At 35.3% G+C, this 19563-nt stretch carries 17 protein-coding genes; 13 read left to right on the top strand and 4 right to left on the bottom strand.

Annotated features, from left to right (window positions below):
* Window positions 1-28: 28 nt before the first annotated feature.
* Entirely contained in the window at window positions 29-385 is a 357-nt protein-coding gene (locus NSQ59_RS18760) for a hypothetical protein (protein WP_340832407.1), read from the bottom strand.
* 246 nt (window positions 386-631) lie between these two features.
* Here NSQ59_RS18760 and NSQ59_RS18755 point away from each other — a divergent pair, with 246 nt between their 5' ends.
* From NSQ59_RS18755 to NSQ59_RS18740, 4 genes are all read left to right on the top strand, one after another.
* The gene (locus tag NSQ59_RS18755) at window positions 632-1570 is read left to right on the top strand and encodes a beta-ketoacyl-ACP synthase III (RefSeq protein WP_055741273.1); all 939 of its coding nucleotides are present in this window, start codon (window positions 632-634) and stop codon (window positions 1568-1570) included.
* 81 nt (window positions 1571-1651) lie between these two features.
* Window positions 1652-2893: a beta-ketoacyl-ACP synthase II gene (gene fabF / locus NSQ59_RS18750; protein ID WP_055740787.1), complete on the top strand. Its 1242-nt coding sequence runs from the start codon at window positions 1652-1654 to the stop codon at window positions 2891-2893.
* A gap of 73 nt (window positions 2894-2966) precedes the next feature.
* On the top strand, window positions 2967-3761 hold the full coding sequence (locus NSQ59_RS18745; protein WP_055740786.1) for a DUF2268 domain-containing protein: 795 nt from the start codon (window positions 2967-2969) through the stop codon (window positions 3759-3761).
* Between the two features lie 360 nt (window positions 3762-4121).
* Window positions 4122-4874: a YjbA family protein gene (locus tag NSQ59_RS18740; RefSeq protein WP_055740785.1), complete on the top strand. Its 753-nt coding sequence runs from the start codon at window positions 4122-4124 to the stop codon at window positions 4872-4874.
* Window positions 4875-4911: 37 nt separating this feature from the next.
* On the opposite strand, the gene trpS is transcribed toward NSQ59_RS18740, so the two are convergent.
* Together trpS and NSQ59_RS18730 are read right to left on the bottom strand one after the other, a co-directional pair.
* The gene (gene trpS, locus NSQ59_RS18735; RefSeq protein WP_340832405.1) at window positions 4912-5898 is read right to left on the bottom strand and encodes a tryptophan--tRNA ligase; all 987 of its coding nucleotides are present in this window, start codon (window positions 5896-5898) and stop codon (window positions 4912-4914) included.
* Between the two features lie 42 nt (window positions 5899-5940).
* Entirely contained in the window at window positions 5941-6294 is a 354-nt protein-coding gene (locus NSQ59_RS18730; RefSeq protein WP_055740783.1) for a DUF3899 domain-containing protein, read from the bottom strand.
* A gap of 268 nt (window positions 6295-6562) precedes the next feature.
* Between NSQ59_RS18730 and NSQ59_RS18725 the strand changes: the two genes are divergently transcribed.
* From NSQ59_RS18725 to pepF, 9 genes are all read left to right on the top strand, one after another.
* A complete protein-coding gene (locus NSQ59_RS18725; RefSeq protein ID WP_340832404.1) occupies window positions 6563-8251 on the top strand; it encodes a peptide ABC transporter substrate-binding protein in 1689 nt (562 codons plus the stop codon).
* A 127-nt stretch (window positions 8252-8378) separates the two neighbouring features.
* A complete protein-coding gene (gene opp3b, locus NSQ59_RS18720) occupies window positions 8379-9308 on the top strand; it encodes an oligopeptide ABC transporter permease (protein WP_340832403.1) in 930 nt (309 codons plus the stop codon).
* Window positions 9308-10324: an oligopeptide ABC transporter permease gene (gene opp3C / locus NSQ59_RS18715; RefSeq protein WP_055740780.1), complete on the top strand. Its 1017-nt coding sequence runs from the start codon at window positions 9308-9310 to the stop codon at window positions 10322-10324. Before opp3b ends, opp3C begins: the two co-directional genes overlap by 1 nt.
* Before the next feature lie 16 nt (window positions 10325-10340).
* On the top strand, window positions 10341-11411 hold the full coding sequence (locus NSQ59_RS18710; RefSeq protein ID WP_055740779.1) for an ABC transporter ATP-binding protein: 1071 nt from the start codon (window positions 10341-10343) through the stop codon (window positions 11409-11411).
* On the top strand, window positions 11404-12342 hold the full coding sequence (locus NSQ59_RS18705) for an ABC transporter ATP-binding protein (protein WP_055740778.1): 939 nt from the start codon (window positions 11404-11406) through the stop codon (window positions 12340-12342). Before NSQ59_RS18710 ends, NSQ59_RS18705 begins: the two co-directional genes overlap by 8 nt.
* 604 nt (window positions 12343-12946) lie before the next feature.
* Window positions 12947-13342: a transcriptional regulator SpxA gene (gene spxA / locus NSQ59_RS18700; protein WP_055740776.1), complete on the top strand. Its 396-nt coding sequence runs from the start codon at window positions 12947-12949 to the stop codon at window positions 13340-13342.
* Between the two features lie 696 nt (window positions 13343-14038).
* The gene (gene mecA / locus NSQ59_RS18695; protein WP_055740775.1) at window positions 14039-14698 is read left to right on the top strand and encodes an adaptor protein MecA; all 660 of its coding nucleotides are present in this window, start codon (window positions 14039-14041) and stop codon (window positions 14696-14698) included.
* Window positions 14699-14883: 185 nt separating this feature from the next.
* The gene (locus NSQ59_RS18690; RefSeq protein WP_340832402.1) at window positions 14884-16071 is read left to right on the top strand and encodes a competence protein CoiA; all 1188 of its coding nucleotides are present in this window, start codon (window positions 14884-14886) and stop codon (window positions 16069-16071) included.
* A gap of 85 nt (window positions 16072-16156) precedes the next feature.
* Entirely contained in the window at window positions 16157-17977 is a 1821-nt protein-coding gene (pepF, locus tag NSQ59_RS18685) for an oligoendopeptidase F (RefSeq protein WP_126648012.1), read from the top strand.
* A 738-nt stretch (window positions 17978-18715) separates the two neighbouring features.
* On the opposite strand, the gene NSQ59_RS18680 is transcribed toward pepF, so the two are convergent.
* Entirely contained in the window at window positions 18716-19552 is an 837-nt protein-coding gene (locus tag NSQ59_RS18680; protein ID WP_340833177.1) for a ClpXP adapter SpxH family protein, read from the bottom strand.
* Window positions 19553-19563: the final 11 nt, after the last annotated feature.

Below are 19563 nucleotides of genomic sequence, written 5' to 3'. Positions count from 1 at the left end.
ATAAAAATCAGCAAAAGAATGCTGATTTTTATTCTTTTTCTTTCTGTATAAAACTTTGAATCATTGGTGCGACTTTTTTAAACATAGGTTTCAGTTCATTTAAAGAAACAATTAATTGATCTACATGGGTCATTAATTCATCCATATTAACATTGCTCAAATGTTTATTATTAAGAATACTGTTTAACCATCCATCCATCTGAGGTGAATCATTCGTTGCAGGCTGGCTGCGATTTTGCCGGTCATTACGATTTTGGCGGTTTCTATTCCCAAAAAACATTGAATCGAATGGATGTACTGGCCGTGTATTTTGTTCTTGTTCTTGTTGTTGTCCTGTTTCTGCTTTCATTTCTTCACCAGTCTGATTAAGTTCCTCCTCACTCATCAATAGACACCTCCTATCATGATACGATATGCATAAATTTGATTGGGAGAATAGACGATTGACACAGGTAAACTATCAGAGTGACAAAAATGGGTCGTCCTGCTATAATTAGTAGCAGGTCATAATAATTGATACTTAATTTTTTATCGCTTTTGAAGCATCATAAGTACCATTAGGGTTTAGATTATGAACAGTCTTAGAAAAGACGGTTTAATAATATTTTCGCAGAAAGAAGGGAAGGCAACTATGAATGCAGGAATAATTGGCATTGGTAAGTATAGTCCAGAAAAGGTATTAACGAATTTTGATTTGGAAAAAATGATGGACACCTCAGATGAATGGATTCGAACTCGTACTGGTATAGAAGAAAGACGAATTGCGTCTGATGATATAAATACTTCGGATATGGCTTACGAGGCAGCCTTAAAGGCATTGGAAAATGCAAATTTAACAGCTGAAGATATTGATCTCATACTAGTAGCAACAGTAACACCAGATATGCCCTTCCCATCTGTAGCTTGCCTCCTCCAGGATCGTCTCGGTGCAACGAAAGCAGCAGCAATGGATATTAGTGCTGCTTGTTCGGGATTTATGTATGGAGTTGTAACAGCAAAACAGTTTATTGAAACCAATACGTATAAACATGTGTTAGTCATTGGTGTTGAAAAGCTTTCGAAAATCACAAACTGGGAGGACCGAAACACGGCTGTTCTATTTGGAGATGGTGCTGGTGCAGCTATTATTGGACCTGTATCAGAAGGAAGAGGAATATTGGCATTTGACTTAGGTGCAGCTGGTGTCGGAGCAAAGCATTTATACGAAAATGAGCATGGTCATATTATTATGAATGGCCGTGAAGTATTTAAGTTTGCAGTAAGACAAATGGGAGAGTCCAGCGAAAAGGTAATTGAAAAAGCAGGACTAAAAAAGGAAGATGTAAATTTCCTAATCCCGCATCAAGCAAATATACGCATTATGGAATCTGCAAGACAACGCCTTGAACTCCCTATTGAAAAAATGTCTAAAACAGTTAATAAATATGGGAATACCTCTTCGGCCTCCATTCCAATCTCACTTGTGGAAGATGTAGAAGCAGGAAGAATTAAAGAGGATGATGTAGTAGTTCTTGTTGGTTTTGGCGGTGGCCTTACTTGGGGTTCAATAGCTCTAAGATGGGGAAGATAAGATTACTAATAAGAAGATTAAATGGAAATTTGGAAAATATAACAATCTTCTTGGGTTATATAAAAAGGAGATGGATTTAAAATGAATAATAGACGTGTTGTTGTAACAGGTTTAGGAGCAGTCACTCCTGTGGGGAATGATGTAGAGACTGCTTGGAAAAATATTCTTGCGGGAAATTCAGGGATTGGTCTATTAACAAGACTAAATCCAGATGATTTCCCTGCAAAAGTGGCTGCGGAAGTAAAAGATTTTGATATTGAAAATTTTATTGAGAAAAAAGAAGCTAGGAAAATGGATCGTTTTACACATTATGCTATTGCAGCTTCCATGATGGCTGTGAAGGACGCAGATTTAACGATCAATGATGAGAATGCTTCACGTGTTGGAGTTTGGATTGGTTCAGGGATTGGCGGAATGGAAACATACGAAAATCAATTGCGAGTATTCATGGAAAAAGGATACCGTCGCGTGAGCCCATTTTTTGTTCCAATGATGATTCCTGATATGGCTGCAGGACAAGTTTCTATTTTTCTTGGTGCAAAAGGGATTAACTCTTGTACAGTAACGGCTTGTGCAACTGGAACAAACTCAATTGGAGATGCATTTAAAGTTATCCAACGTGGAGACGCTGATGCTATGATAACAGGTGGTGCTGAAGCGCCAATTACCAATATGTCTGTTGCTGGCTTTAGTGCCAATAAAGCACTTTCTACAAATCCGGATCCAAAGACAGCTAGCCGTCCTTTTGACTTAAACCGCGATGGTTTTGTCATTGGCGAGGGGGCTGGAATCATTGTTCTGGAAGAATTAGAACATGCCTTAGCACGCGGTGCGAAAATTTATGCTGAAATCGTTGGTTATGGCGCGACAGGTGATGCTCATCACATCACAGCACCAGCACCAGGCGGTGAAGGCGGAGTTCGCGCTATGAAAATGGCTATTAACGATGCAGGGTTAAACCCAGAGGATATCGATTATATTAATGCCCATGGAACAAGTACAGATTACAATGATAAATTTGAAACAATGGCAGTAAAAACTGTTTTTGGCGATTACGCTTATAAATTACCGATAAGCTCAACAAAATCCATGACAGGACACCTCCTTGGCGCAGCTGGCGGTGTAGAAGCAATATTCAGTATTTTAGCGATAAAAGATGGTATTCTTCCTCCAACTATTAATATTGAAACTCCTGATCCAGAATGTGATTTGGACTATGTGCCAGGTGAAGCTCGTAAGCAAGAAATTTCTGTTGCCATGAGTAACTCTTTAGGCTTCGGTGGTCATAATGCAACGATTGTATTTAAAAAGTTTGAGAAATAAATCGTTAAAGAGATAGGTTTTCACAGCCTATCTCTTTTTTTGTGCAAAAACATATACTGTAGTGGATAGGGAGGTGTTTAAAAATGGGGTAATAAGGACGGATAAATGGTTAGAAGAATCTTTTAACACTCCGGAGGAAATTTGTTCAAGAACAAGAGGAACCTCCAATTTAAGAAAAGACCGTGGTTTCTATCAGTATTTAAAAAGCTTCGGAATGTACCAGCCTTCCAGTTTTAATAAAAATATTTTTGAAGCATTAAAAGAAGGGTCTTACTGGCAAAAAGTAAATCGATTATATGAAAAATATAAAAACTTATGGAATGGACCTGAAGTTAATATATATATATTCCCTATAAATGGTGTAAATCGCCAATTAATGAGGCAAACAAATGGAAAATCAGGTGTTACATTTGAAAAAAATCTGTATTTATTTCTTTCTCCTCTTCAAGATTTGAAGGAGTTGGAAGCACTTTTTGTCCATGAATATCATCATGCAGCAAGAATGAATAATCTTCAAAAGATGCCTCTTGACTACACATTATTGGATTCGCTTATACTGGAAGGATTAGCAGAAACGGCAGTGGAAGAGTATTGTGGTGAAAAATATCTTGCCGAATGGACAAGAGGCTATTCTGAAAAGCTATTAAAGCGATTTTGGAAAAGTGATTTTAAAGAAAGGTTAATGATTAACAGAAGAAATTGGATGCATGATGATCTTCTTTTCGGCAGAAAATTTGTTCCAAGAATGATGGGATACGCGCTTGGGTACAAAATCATATCTGAGTATAAAAAGAATCATCCATTCTCCATCGAAAAAACATTAGCAACTCCCTCAGAAAACTTGCTCATAGACGATTTTTTAGAATAGAAGACAGCGAGGAAAACTAAAAACACTCCAAGCTCTAAGCTTTAAGCGGACACAGAATCCGTTATTTTTAAAAAATGGCCTAATTTAAAGGTTAAGCGGACACAGAATTCGTTATTTGCAAAAAAACAGATGAAAATCACTGTTTTTTAACAGAATAACGGAACGTGAGTCCGGAATCATACGGAAATAGACCATTTTGTCACGCATAACGGAACTGGTGTCCTCTAAAATTATGTTTATAGGAACATTAAGAGTATCTTGAACAATAATTTCCAAATGAACAATAATGTCGAAGGAATAATTTAACTCCTTGCTGCCTATACTGTTTGATAAACAGTTATGAAGCGAGGGGTTAATCAAATGCTGTATCTTCATGATGTATGGGTAAATTGGTTCGAAGGGGAAGAAAATGGTTACAATGTATGCCATTTTCACGAATGGCGTCGAGATGATGTTATTGAACTATTAGATCAAGTTCCACTGCTGCTGATTGAGTCCGTATTGTTTGAATACATAGAGAATGATTTAGGAGAGCTTCCACAAGGACTACTAAATGATATTTATCAGAAAGCCTATTTACGAAAAAATCATGAACGAATTCAGGTAGATTATTGTTTTGTCGTAACAGATGGCAAAGGGATATTAGCAGTGGATACAATCGGTTATCAAATTCCGATTCGTAAAAGCCGTTTAATTCCAAGACAGGAACAGTTAGTATATGATATGATTCAAGACCATGAACCAATCTCTTATAAATTTGAAATAAAGAAAAATGAAAAGGGATATCATATACTTTCCCCTGAGCCATTTTTAATGAACGGATTAACAAGAAAGGAAAGACAGTTAAAACAGCTCCTTTTTATGGCATTAGACCAGTTATATTCGTCCAAAAATACAGCAGAGATTCGTTATTGGTACACTGAATGGGCACCAGAATGTTATCAGGAAATTCAAAGTATGAAATTTGAAACAGTATGGGAGAGACTCTATACAGAGGTAAAGCTTGGCTGGTCAGAAAAGCATGCTAATCTATGTGAAAACCTGATTAAAGGACAGCCATTCTTTGAAAAACTTTGGGAGATGGAAAATGGCTCCAAAAGTGAACTCCTATAGATGAAAAAAAGAACTGGACAAGCTTCCAGTTCTTTTTTTATCGTTTTCTACCTAACCCCATAGCATTTTCCATCTTCTTTAGCATTTTTTTTGCTACTGTATTTGCTTTTTCTGCACCCATATCTAAAATATCATCTAATTCTTGAGAGTCGATTAGGGAATAATATTTCTCTTGAATAGGTGTTAAAGCTTCCATTACAACATTTGCTAAATCCCGTTTAAAATCACCATATCCTTTTCCTACATATTTTTCCTCTATCTCATGAATAGGCAGACCGCCTAAGATGGAGTAAATGGAAAGTAGATTGGAAATTCCAGGTTTATTTTCTTTATCGTATTTTACAACCCCATCCGAATCTGTAACAGAGCTTTTAATCTTCTTTTCAATCGTTTTAGCATCATCAAGCAAGGAAATATATCCCTTTGAATTTGGATCCGATTTACTCATTTTCTTGGTTGGATCCTGTAAGGACATAATTCTGGCACCAACTTTCGGGATGCTAATCTCCGGAATGGTAAAAATATCATTATATTTTTTGTTAAATCTTTCTGCTAAATCTCTCGTTAATTCCATATGCTGTTTCTGATCTTCGCCGACAGGCACCAAATCGGTTCCGTATAGGAGAATATCAGCAGCCATTAGCGGTGGATATGTTAATAGTCCTGCTGAAACGGCTTCCTTTCCTGCTGATTTATCTTTAAATTGAGTCATTCTTTCCAGCTCACCGATATAGGCAATACATTGAAGCATCCAACCTGCCTGGGCATGTGCAGGCACTTCGGATTGAATAAAAAGGGTTACTTTATTCGGATCTAATCCAACCGCCAAGTATAATGCTGCAAGGCTTTTAATATTTTTGCGTAATTGTAAGCGATCCTGAGGAACTGTAATGGCATGCTCGTCTACAATGCAAAAATAACAATTATATTCTTCCTGTAAATCAACAAATTGTTTTAATGCTCCGATGTAATTTCCCAGAGTGATCGTTCCGCTAGGTTGAATACCTGAAAATATTGTTTTCATAAAGTTCCCTCCAAATTTTTAAACTTTTTAAATATTTCATTCTTATACATAATAATAGAGAATTAATGCGAAAGCCATTAGAAGCAACATTATTAGAGCGTTATAAAACATAGGCTTATAATTAAATGTAATTAGCTCTGAAACTGGCCTCATTTCATCAAGTTCTTCCTTTGATAACTTATTTTTATTAAACACCCGTCTAAATCCTTCAGCAGTAACATCGAAAAATCCAGTATTAAGAATGAAGATTGATATGGATATAAATAGTAGAATTCCCCCAATAATGAAAGAAATATTTATATATTGAAGCAATCCAATAGCGTGGTATCTAATAAAAGATAACAGAAACACTAATATTTGTGATGGAAAAAACCACCAAACAAGTCTTTTTATCAAAAATATCACCTCTATAGTAAAAGAATAAATAGTATGGAACAAATAATCAACTAAGTAAGTAATGAGGGTAGAAATGCAATAATTTCGCTATTTCACAAAATTTAATTAACCAAATGACAACTGTTAAATCGTATATAATTTGGTAAAAATAGGCGCTTAAATGTTTTGAATTTTATTTTTTTAATATAATTTATGTACAAATTCAAAAAAAAATGTATAATAGACAATGTAGAAAGTTTTCAGAAAAATAGGAAAAGGGAGGAAGATTATGAGAAAGACAAAAGGTAGATTAGGAATTCTACTTGCACTGTCATTAGTTCTAAGTATGATTCTTGGAGCTTGTGGAAGCAAAAGCTCTGATAGTAGCAATTCTAGTGCATCTAAAGGTAATGCAAGTGGTAAAGAAGTTCTGAATATTATGGAATCTGCAGAAATTCCGACAATGAATACTTTTATGGCACAAGATGCCGTATCCTATAATGCAATGAACCAAGTATTCGAGGGATTAATGAGACTTGGCCAAGATGGAGTAACTCCTGTACTTGGTATGGCTGCAGAAAAGCCAACTGTAAGTAAAGATCAAACTGTTTATACTTTTAAACTTCGTGATGCAAAATGGTCTAATGGAGATCCTGTAACAGCAAACGACTTCGTTTATTCTTGGAGACAAGCAATCGATCCTAAAAATTCATCACCATATGGTGCATATATGATGGGCGGCGTTATCAAAAACGCTAGCGAGATTGCAGCGAAAAAGAAAAAACCTGAAGAGTTAGGTGTTAAGGCAATCGATGATAAAACTTTAGAAGTAACATTGGAACATCCTATTGGATACTTCGAATCATTAATGACATTCCCGTTATTCTACCCAATGGATCAAAAATATATTGAATCTAAAGGGAAAGAATACGCTTCTAACAGTGACAACATGGTTTACAACGGTCCGTTCACTTTAACAAAATGGAACGGAACTGGAGATTCTTGGACATATGAAAAAAATCCAAACTATTGGGATAAAGATTCTGTAAAACTTTCTCAAATTAATGTAAACGTAGTTAAGGATCCTGGAACAGTTATCAACCTATATGACACAAATAAACTTGACTGGGGTGTACTGAGCGGTGAATATGCGGCTCAATACAAAAGTAATCCGGATTATAAAGTATTATCCGATCCAACTGTTTACTACCTTAAATTCAACCAAGAACGTTCAAATCAAAAAACTGCTCTAGCTAACACAGATATTAGAAAAGCAATTTCAATGGCATTTGATAAAGAAGCAATGGCAACAACCATTCTTGCAAACGGTTCTACTGCTGCGAATGGCTTGTATCCAAAAGATTTCCTTAAAACTCCAGGCGGGGAAGATGTTCGTAAAGCAAATGGAGATTTAGTGAAATATAACGCAAAAGAAGCTAAAGCTCTTTGGGAAAAAGGTTTAAAAGCAATTGGCAAATCCAAAGTGTCATTAGAATTATTAAGCGGCGATACGGATTCTGCTAAAAAAATGGATGAATACCTAAAAGGTCAATTAGAAAAGAATTTACCAGGCTTAACTATTACATTAAGCGAACCGCCATTTAAAGTTCGTCTAGACCGTGATAATAAACAAGATTACGATATTGAATTTGCTGGTTGGGGTCCAGATTATCTTGACCTATACACATTCTCTAACTTGTTCCTAACTGGTGGAGATCAAAACAGAATGAGCTATTCTGACCCTGAGTACGATAAGTTAGTAAACGATGCCTATTCTAAACTAGGCAAAGGGGTTACGAAAGATCAATATTTCCAAATGCAATTAGATGCTGAAAAAATTCTTATCCAAAAAGATGCAGCGATTGCTCCAATTTATCAAAAAGCAATTGCCGTTTTACAAAAACCATATGTAAAAGGAATTGTAAAACATCCATTTGGTCCTGGTTACAGCTACAAATGGGCATCTATTCAAAAATAAATTTATGTAACAAGTACAGATGGAAAGAGAGTATATAAACAGATGTACTCTCTTTTTCCCTACTTTAAAATTGTCGAACTTTGACGAATTTTTAATTTTTATTGAAGGTTTTTTAGGAGGTGCAGTAATGGCGAAATACTTTGTCCAACGTGTTATTTATATGATTATTACATTATTTCTCATCGCTTCGATCACGTTTTTCCTCATGAAGCTAATGCCGGGAACTCCTTTTAACGCTCAGGGAAAATTATCACCTGAACAGATTCACATTATGAATGAGAAATATGGATTAAATGATCCAGTGCCTGTACAATATGCCCATTATATGTTGAATCTATTAAGAGGTGATTTAGGTACTTCTTTCCAATTAGATAACCGCGATGTTTCCACCCTTATTGCCGAACGTATCGGACCATCCGCAACTTTAGGTATTGAAGCATTAGTTTTTGGTACTATAGTCGGTATACTCTTAGGTGTATTGGCAGCATTGAAACAAAATACTTGGTTAGACTACGGAAGCACTTTAATCGCTGTTATTGGAAAATCGATACCATCTTTTGTATTTGCAGCCGTTTTACAATTATGGATTGGTGCAAAGTTACAATGGCTGCCTGTTGCTTATTGGAACGGATTTTCCTACACGATTCTTCCGTCAATAGCATTGGCCATGTTCCCAATTGCGATTGCAGCAAGGTTCATGAGAACCGAAATGATTGATGTGTTAAGTTCCGATTATATCGTTTTAGCAAGAGCAAAGGGTGCAAGTGCCTTTGAAATTGCCTTCAAACATGGATTTAGAAATGCATTAATTCCATTGATTACGGTTATGGGACCGCTTGCAGTTGGTTTAATGACAGGCTCCCTTGTAATTGAAAATATTTTCTCAATTCCGGGAATTGGGAACCAATTCGTTCAATCGATTACCACAAATGACTACGGAGTCATTATGGGTACAACATTATTATTTGCCATTATGTTAGTCGTCATCATTTTAATCGTCGATTTATTATATGGAGTGATTGACCCACGTATCCGTTTATCGGGAGGGAAAAAATAATGATAGTAGAAGAAAAAATTTCAGCAGAACAATTTCAACCCGCCCATATAGATGCAGCAAAAGGGGAAGTTATTGAAAAGCCAAGCTTATCATTTTGGCAAGATTCATGGCTTCGTGTTCGTAAAAATAAGGGTGCTATTGTGAGTCTGGTTTTGCTTGTATTATTAATACTGATGGCATTTATTGGGCCGCATATAAACCATTATGGATTCAATAATCAAAACCTTACAAAATCTAACTTGCCTCCACGTATTCCTGGAATAGAAAAACTTGGGATCTTTGACGGAACACAAAACGTTGGAGGACAAAAAGTAAATCTTTACGAACAAAAGGGCATCAAGGATTATTATTGGTTTGGAACAGACTCATTAGGACGCGACCTTTTCACACGTGTTTGGAAAGGAACACGTATTTCCTTATATATAGCATTTCTTGCTGCAGCAATTAATATGGTTATTGGTGTTGCATATGGAGCTATTTCCGGTTATTACGGCGGCAAAGTAGATAATGTTATGCAAAGGATTATCGAAGTATTATCCGGTATCCCTGATCTAGTTGTCGTTATCCTCATGATATTAATATTGAAGCCGGGGATCTTATCTATTACAGTTGCTTTGAGCATTACCGGTTGGGTTGGTATGGCCCGAGTCGTTCGCGGGCAAATCCTAAAGTTGAAATCTCAGGAATATGTATTAGCTGCAAAAACATTAGGAGCTAAAGATGGAAAGATTATTTTCAAACATTTAATTCCTAATATGGCCAGCGTTATTATTATCAATACAATGTTTATCATTCCGAGTGCTATATTTTTTGAATCTTTCTTAAGCTTTATTGGTTTGGGTCTTGAAGCACCTAAAGCTTCATTAGGTACCCTAATTGAGGACGGATATAAAGTGTTAAGATTCCTTCCGTATCAAATGCTATTCCCGGCTGCTATTTTGAGTATTATTATGATTGCGTTCAACTTATTAGCCGATGGTCTTCGTGATGCACTAGATCCGAAGATGCGTGATTAAAAGTGGGGTGAAATAAATGGGAAAAATATTAGAAGTAAATGATCTTCATATCTCATTCCATACCTTTGCTGGTGAGGTCCAGGCAATTCGCGGTGTCAACTTTGAATTAAATGAAGGCGAGACACTTGCAATTGTGGGAGAATCTGGGTCTGGAAAGTCTGTAACCACAAAGACAATCATGAGATTATTACCTAGCCATAATTCCGAAATTAAATCGGGTGAAATATTATTTGAAGGTAAAGATATAACGAAATTATCCGATAAGGAAATGCAAAAAATTAGAGGAAAAGAAATATCTATGATATTTCAGGATCCAATGACATCGTTAAATCCAACTATGACAGTTGGAAAACAAATCATGGAGCCTTTGATAAAACATCAAAACCTAAGTAAGAGTGAAGCAAAAAAACGTGTCATAGAGCTTTTGAAAATGGTTGGTATTCCGAAAGCAGAGATTCGTTTTAAACAATACCCTCATCAATTTTCAGGCGGGATGAGACAGCGTGTCGTTATTGCAATCGCACTTGCTTGTAATCCTAAAATCCTTATTGCAGATGAGCCTACCACAGCACTTGACGTAACTATTCAGGCACAAATATTAGAACTAATGAAGGATTTGCAGAAGAAAATTAACACTTCCATTATCTTTATTACACATGATTTGGGAGTAGTGGCAAATGTGGCTGACCGTGTAGCGGTTATGTATGGCGGAAAAATTGTGGAGGTTGGAACGGTAGATGAGATTTTCTACAATCCTCAGCATCCATATACTTGGGGATTAATTAGTTCGATGCCTAGCTTGGATACAGATGATGAAGAATTATATGCAATACCTGGTACACCACCGGATTTATTACATCCACCAGTTGGCGATGCCTTTGCACCTCGTAATGCATATGCGATGAAAATCGACTTGGAGAAGCAACCGCCAATGTTTAAAATATCTGAAACTCACTATGCAGCAACATGGCTATTACATCCAGATGCACCAAAAGTAGAGCCGCCTGCTGCAGTTAAAAAACGCATGCGTAAATTTCATAATGAGGCAGATACCTCTCTGAATAAGGAGGTCGTAAAGAATGTCTAGCAATGAAAAATTATTAGAAATAAAACATCTAAAGCAATATTTTAATAAAGGAAAAGCAAATGAAGTAAAAGCTATTGACGATATTTCATTTGATATATATAAGGGAGAAACGCTGGGACTTGTTGGTGAATCCGGATGCGGGAAATCGACTACAGGCAGAACCATTATTCGGTTATATAACGCGACAAGTGGAGAAGTACTATATAATGGTGAAAATGTTCACGCTAAAAAATCCCGTTCTGAATTAAAAAAATTTAATCAGAAAATGCAAATGATCTTCCAGGATCCACAAGCATCATTAAATCCTAGAATGAAGGTTGCAGATATTATTGCGGAAGGTATCGATATACACGGTCTAGCAAAGTCTAAAGAAGATAGAATGAATAGAGTTTATAAGTTACTTGATACAGTTGGTTTAAACCGTGAACATGCTAACCGGTATCCTCATGAATTTTCTGGTGGACAGAGACAGCGTATTGGAATAGCACGGGCATTAGCAGTAGAACCTGAATTTATTATTGCCGATGAGCCAATTTCTGCGCTGGACGTGTCCATTCAAGCCCAAGTTGTTAACTTATTGAAGAAACTTCAAAAAGAAAAAGGGTTAACCTATTTGTTTATTGCCCATGACCTATCTATGGTGAAATATATTAGTGACCGTATCGGAGTTATGTATTTCGGAAAATTAGTAGAACTAGCTCCTGCTGATGATCTTTATAATAATCCGTTGCACCCGTATACACAATCATTACTTTCAGCGATACCACTTCCGGATCCTGATTATGAGCGTTCTCGCGTCAGAAAAACGTACGATCCGAAAATCCACCAATACGCGGAGGGTGAAGAGGTAAAAATGCGGGAAGTTGCACCTGGACATTTCGTTTATTGCTCAGAGAAGGAACTAAAACAATATAAAGCTTTATATAAATAAAAAAAAAATCGATCCTTTTGGGTCGATTTTTTTCATAATTAGGCAAAGCATTTTTTTTTTTTTAAGGAAAGTACTTTTCAACAAGTAAATAATTTAATAAGTTTAATTTTTTATCTAGTGTAAGCAGATATCGTGCGTACGGATTTCCTCCGTCTTCTCGCTACGATAAGTTAACATCAGTTGAAAATGGAAGTGCTATTTTCACTTGTTCGTGAACTACCTCACTGTGTTTTCTTTATCTCGAGGTGAGCGACTACGAAATCCGTACGCCAGTGTTGCGGCGCTTACGCTTTTTTTATAACCCAGGAAATTTCGACAATTTTCAAATATTAAATGAAATTGAGAATCATTTTAAGGTTATTTTAATGTTTAGCGTATATAATATGTTTAACGTTAACGAAAAGGAGGTATATATACCTAAGGCAAATTCACAAAAAAGCCATGTTTTTATGATGGTAACATCAATTTTTCAAAAAATATATTCATGGAAGTCCAAATAGTGTATAATACATAATATAGATTTCTTTATTAAAGTAATTTTAAATTAAGAATGGTAACCGGAATTGGTGAATCATTAAATAATATAAGGAGTGTGGAATGATATATGGTAACATTATACACTTCACCAAGTTGCACATCATGTAGAAAAGCAAGAAGCTGGCTAGAAGAAAATAATATTTCATATAAAGAACGCAATATTTTTTCAGAACCACTTAGTCTTGAAGAAATTAAAGAAATTCTTCGAATGACAGAAGATGGTACAGATGAAATAATTTCTACAAGATCTAAAACTTTTCAAAAGTTAAATGTAGATTTAGAAACATTGCCTTTACCAGATCTGTTTAACTTAATTCAAAAGAATCCTGGTCTACTTAGAAGACCGATCATTTTGGATGAAAAAAGATTACAGGTTGGATATAATGAAGATGAAATTCGGAGATTCTTACCTCGTAAGGTTCGTACATTTCAGCTGCGTGAAGCTCAAAAGCTTGTTAACTAATAATTGCAGACTTTGTCTACTAAATAACGCCTTTTATTCATGAGAATAAAGGCGTTTTCTGTGTGCAAAGATTGATTGGAAATGCGGAAATAATACTGCATTTGCATATACTTTAGGAAAGCGGGTAAACTGTTCCTAATTTGTTTAAAAAGGGTATTTTGATTTTCATTTTTGCTTCTCGTATACTTTATCTAGCCATAATTATTTTCGGCACATTCCTAAAAATAGGTCTTATAAGGTATCTGTCTATAAAAACAATTTTAGGCATTTTATCTTGAAAATTTTCTGAATTTCCGTTAAAATAAGCAGAATAATATTTCATTCTAATCAATAGGGTAAGACCGTTCACGCAATATGTTTAAAATCCAAAAGCCGATGTTCATTTGTTACTTCTTGTCATTTGATATAAATCCAAAGTAGGCTTTATTTCGAGACATCTTTTCTTATCAAGTAAATTCAGTATTAACCAAATAAGGTTTTTACCCAGAATAGCGTATACAAAAGCAATATAGTTTAAGAAAAGAGCTATAGGTAGACGCGGATTTTTTTAAATTGGAAGTAATTTTATTTCCATTTATCACACTTTTATCATAGAATAAGAGTACAAGGTGTAAACATTTTTAATTCACGTCATAACTAATCTTTATTAGGTAAGATGTCCGTTCAACACTTTTAAATAGAAGGGAGAGTTGATGTATGGATATCGAAAGAATTAATGAAAATACTGTCAAGTTTTATATATCATATTTGGATATTGAAGAAAGAGGCTTTGATCGCGAAGAAATTTGGTACAATCGCGAAAGAAGCGAGGAATTATTCTGGGAAATGATGGACGAAATTCATCATGAGGAAGAGTTTGTTCCAGAAGGTCCGCTTTGGATTCAAGTTCAAGCAATGGAAAAAGGTTTAGAAGTGCTTGTTACAAAGGCTCAGCTCTCAAAAGATGGTCAACGATTTGAACTTCCAATCCCTGAGGATAAGCTAAAAGACTTTCCTATCAATGAGCAGATTGAAGAATTTTTAGACGAACATTTTCAAACGAGACCATTGCAGGAAAATGATGATGATTTATTAGAGTTTATGGTATCATTTAAGGACTTTGAGGATGTCATTTCACTATCCAAAAGAAACGGCCTGGATAAGTTAAAAACTAAATTGTTTTCCTATAATAACAAATATTATTTATATGTTGAATTTATTGATGAACTTTTCGAAGAAGAGGATATTGATAATATTTTAAGTATTTTACTCGAATATGGAGAAGAATCAACATATACTGTACATCGTTTAGAGGAGTATGGAAATACCGTTATTGACAGAAATGTTTTTGAAAAAATAAATGAGTACTTTAAATAAAATCAAAATCCGATTTTTTTAGAAAATCGGATTTTATTTTTTGGGGGAAATATAAAGTTTAACCATGTGAATAACTTTTGAAAAAAATATCTATGACTAATTTCAGCGCTTGCGCATTTTTTTTTTGATTTTTATAAAGGAAAATAAGCATGTTTATGGAATATAGATAAGAAAGGAGGGATGTAATGCTTACCGCATTAACAAAAGAAGGAAAAGTGTATAATTTAGCGGGTTGTAAGGATGATTATCATTTAGATAATCTAAAAAAGAAAGTCCAATTTTATTGTCCTGTTTGTCAGGAACCGGTTATTTTACGAGCAGGCAGTCAGAAAATTCCCCATTTCTCACATCAAAAATCCTCTAATTGTGCATCAATATCAGAACCGGAAAGTTTACGACATATGCAAGGAAAAAAAGATTTATATTTATGGCTTGTAAATCAAAGGTTTAAAGTGTACTTGGAAAGATATTTGCCAAGGTTAAAACAGCGACCGGATATTTTGTTCAATAAAAATGGGAAGTGGTTTGCTGTTGAATATCAATGCTCACCTATTTCGATAAAATTATTAACTCAGCGCACAAATGGTTATGCAAAACATCATATTTCTCCAATTTGGATTATGGGTGGTTATCCTTTTCAGCATAGAAAGGATGCATTTTTTCAACTAAGTGATTTTCATTGGTCTTTCATTCAAGCAAGTGAAAAAATTGGTCTTACCCTTTTCAGTTATACCCCTCATTCTCGGTATTTCCATTTCTTAAGCAATATATCTCCGATTTCTTCAAGAAAAGTCCAAGGTACTTACACAAAAATATCTCTTGATCATATGACATTCCCCATTCTTTTATCCAATACAATATCGCAAAAACAACCAATCAATGCATATTGGTTTTTACAAAAACGAAAATGGCTTCAGAATAAAATTATATATAGTAAGGCCTTTCAGGACCCATTTTTAATATCTTTATATGAGTGTAATAGTCATCCTTCGCTATTGCCACCTGTTATTGGATTGCCTGTAGATTATATGGGTGTATGCAAAACACATCCAGTTGTTTGGCAATTTTATATTTGGCATGACTGTTTACGTTTTTTAAAAACCGGGGATCGAATGACCTTTAAACAAGTGCGTAATGCGATAGAAAGCCGGAAAAGAAGCCAGCATATCCTTTTTAGATGCCTTCCTTTTGTACCAACTTCCTATCAAAACAGAATGATTTATCTGTATTTACAAACGCTAGTACATTTTTCATATTTAAAAGAGGTAAAGAAAGGGACATTTGTACTGCATAAAATGATAACCTTTCCAAAAAATATGGAAGAAGCACTTCTTTTTGATAAAGAATTTCTTCATGAATTGGACGATAAATGACGTAAAAACAGCAGGAATTTTGTAAAAGATAGAGAATTTATTACTGTAAGGATTTTTCGTATCACGAAGGAATGGAGGAAAGACTATGACAAATGAAACAGCTACTGTAAAATCATTACCTAGTCGAAAAGATATACCGGAAGAATTAACTTGGAGATTGGAAGATATTTTTCCAACAGATGAAGCATGGGAACAAGAATATCAAAAGGTGAAAGAGTTAACGGGTGATGCCCCTAAATATAAAGGAAAGCTTGGAGAAAGCGCAAATGATTTATATGAAGCACTTAAGTTTCAAGATAATGTCTTTGAAAGATTAAGCAAATTATATACATATGCACATATGCGTTATGATCAGGATACAACAAATTCTTTTTATCAAGGCTTAGATAGTCGAATGAAGAGCTTGTATGCGGAGGCTGCTAGCTTATTTGCATATGTTGTGCCGGAAATTCTCTCAATTGATGAAAATACGTTGAAAGAATATCTGAAAGAAAACAAAGATTTACAGTTATATGAACACTCCTTGGAGGAAATTAATCTCCAAAGACCGCATGTGCTTTCTGCAGAACAAGAATCATTGCTTGCCAGTGCATCAGAAGTAATGAATGCATCAAGTACTACATTTGGGATGTTGAATAATGCGGACTTGGAATTCCCTACTATTAAAGACGAAAATGGCGAAGAGGTGGAAGTAACACATGGACGTTATTCCCGCTTCCTTGAAAGTCCAGATCAAAGAGTTAGACACGATGCATTTAAAGCAGTATACGAAACATATGGTAAATTCCAAAATACTTTTGCCAGTACATTGAGCGGCCAAGTAAAGAAGGATAATTTCAATGCAAAAGTTCGCCACTATGACTCAGCAAGACATGCCGCTCTTTCCAATAACAATATTCCTGAGAGCGTATACGATAATCTTGTAAATACTGTAAATAAGAATCTTCATCTTCTTCATAAATACGTTAAACTTCGCAAAAAAGTGTTAGGTGTCGAGGAATTGCATATGTATGACCTTTATACACCATTAGTTAAAGAAGTTGAGATGAAAATTCCTTACGAGGAAGCAAAAGAAATCGTATTGAAAGGCTTACAACCACTTGGAGAAGATTATTTGAATGTATTACGCGAAGGATTTGAAAATCGCTGGGTAGACGTCGAAGAGAACAAAGGGAAGCGCAGTGGTGCATATTCTTCCGGTACTTACGGAACAAATCCATATATCCTAATGAATTGGCAGGATAATGTTAATAACCTCTTTACACTCGCACATGAATTTGGACATAGTGTGCATAGCTACTATACAAGAAAAACACAGCCGTATCCTTATGGAGATTATTCCATCTTTGTAGCAGAGGTTGCATCAACTTGTAATGAAGCATTATTAAATGACTATCTTTTAAAAACAATTGATGATGAAAAGAAACGAATTTATTTATTAAACCATTATCTTGAAGGGTTCCGTGGAACTGTATTCCGCCAAACTATGTTCGCAGAATTTGAGCATTTAATCCATCAAAAAGATCAAAATGGGGAAGCACTAACTGCCGAATTGTTTACGAAGGAATACTATGAATTAAATAAACGTTATTTTGGAGAAGAAGATATTATTATTGACGAGGAAATTGGATTAGAATGGTCCCGAATCCCTCATTTCTACTATAATTATTATGTATATCAATATGCTACAGGTTTCAGTGCTGCAACAGCTCTAAGCTCGCAAATTTTAAGTGAAGGTGAACCTGCAGTAGAACGTTATTTAGGATTCTTAAAGGCGGGTAGCTCCGATTACCCGATTGAGGTATTGAAGAAAGCCGGTGTCGATATGACTTCAGCTGAACCTATTGAGGCTGCGCTTAAAGTCTTTGAAGAAAAATTAAATGAATTAGAACAGCTGCTTTCTTAAGGAAAGGCGGAAGTGCCTTGCTCATCGTCGTATGTATTTCGTAGTCGCTCACCACGAGTTTAAAGGAAAACGTGCTGAGGTGTTCACAAGCTGGTAAAATCGGCACTTCAAATTTTATGTTGACTTATCGTAGGGAGGATACGGAGAAATACACTAGCCGATAGGGCTGCAGCTAGACAAAAGACTAATTAGCCAGGCATATAGCCTGGCTAACTTAATGAAAACCTCGAAACGTATTGCGCCCATTAAGGTGAACTAGCAACAAAAATAAAGATAAAAATAAAATGGGAGAGGTAATATAGATTGGAATCAGCTTCATTAAACCAAGGATATTAAGAAAGAAACTGAAAAATATAAAAAGTATAAGGAAGAATACTGTGTACTTTTTCATAACCGTTTCACCTTTCACATGTAGTATTTTAGTAGTATATGAAACATGCCCCTATGGTGAAATATATTCTCATTTCCGGCATTATATAACAGGATTTTGACAATATTGTGAAACAATTAACAATCCCTTGCATCATTCTGCTTTAACGTGCTATAGTATAGATGTGAAGTTGATCACAAGCAAACATATACCCCTTTGTTTGACCGTGAAAAATTTCTCCCATCCCCTTTGTTCGTGTTGAAAAAGGCCTTGCATTTGCAAGGCCTTTTTCTTATGCAGAAAATTTGCAGCGTCTTCTAATGAAAAATAGATAAAAAAAGAATTTGGCGCAAGTTGCCAAATTCTTTTTAATCGATAAACTTCCAAAACGCCCCGTATTTACCTGGTATTTTTTGAATCTTTTGTTGTAGTATCCACTTTTTGAGCTCTTTTTCGACCTCTGCAATAGTCATATTGTATACGACAGCAATCTCTTTTGATGCCACTACACCGTAATACTTAAGAAACCGTTCAATTGGCGGAAGGGGGGCAGGCTCTGGTTTTTCCCCTAATAACTCATAAATAATTTGAACGTATACTTCATATGGATAAAGACCACTTATTTTTAATCCTTCATCCTCAATATTTTCATTGAAAAATACGAGTGAGGGAATTTCAGTTACTTCCATTTCTGATGCAATTTTCAAATCACATTGGAAAGCCTTTGCTGCACTTGAAGAATGAATATCATTTATGAATTCCTCAATATCAAGATTAACGTTTTTGGCACATTCTACAAGCACATCCATACTAGAAACATTTTGTTTTTTTAAAAAAATTAATTCCTGTATTTTTCGCAAAAAGCGCATGCCAGCACGTTTACCTTGTAATTCAGCGGCTTTAATAGCAATAGATGCGAGATACGGTGATGAAATGGGATTATCAAACCAAAGGCTTCCATCACAGGACATGCCCGTTCTGCTTGCTGTTTTCTCCCAAAGCTGTGCGATCGATTCATGCTTTTTCGCGCTAAGATTCAGTGTTGAAAGTTTACCACTTAATACATGTCTTAATCTGAAAAAAGACCCATATTCTATAAATAGTTTCTTCATAATTGGTTCCAATGCCCAACATTCGGGACATAAAGGATCGACAAAAATATATATTTCCAAAGGTTTCTTGTCTTGGTTACACAATTCAAGCATATTTATTTCAG

The organism is Margalitia sp. FSL K6-0131, from assembly GCF_038008735.1.
Taxonomy (GTDB): domain Bacteria; phylum Bacillota; class Bacilli; order Bacillales; family Bacillaceae_C; genus Margalitia; species Margalitia shackletonii.
The sequence above is the reverse complement of the archived record's forward strand: the minus strand, read 5'-3'. Positions and strand labels throughout refer to the sequence as shown.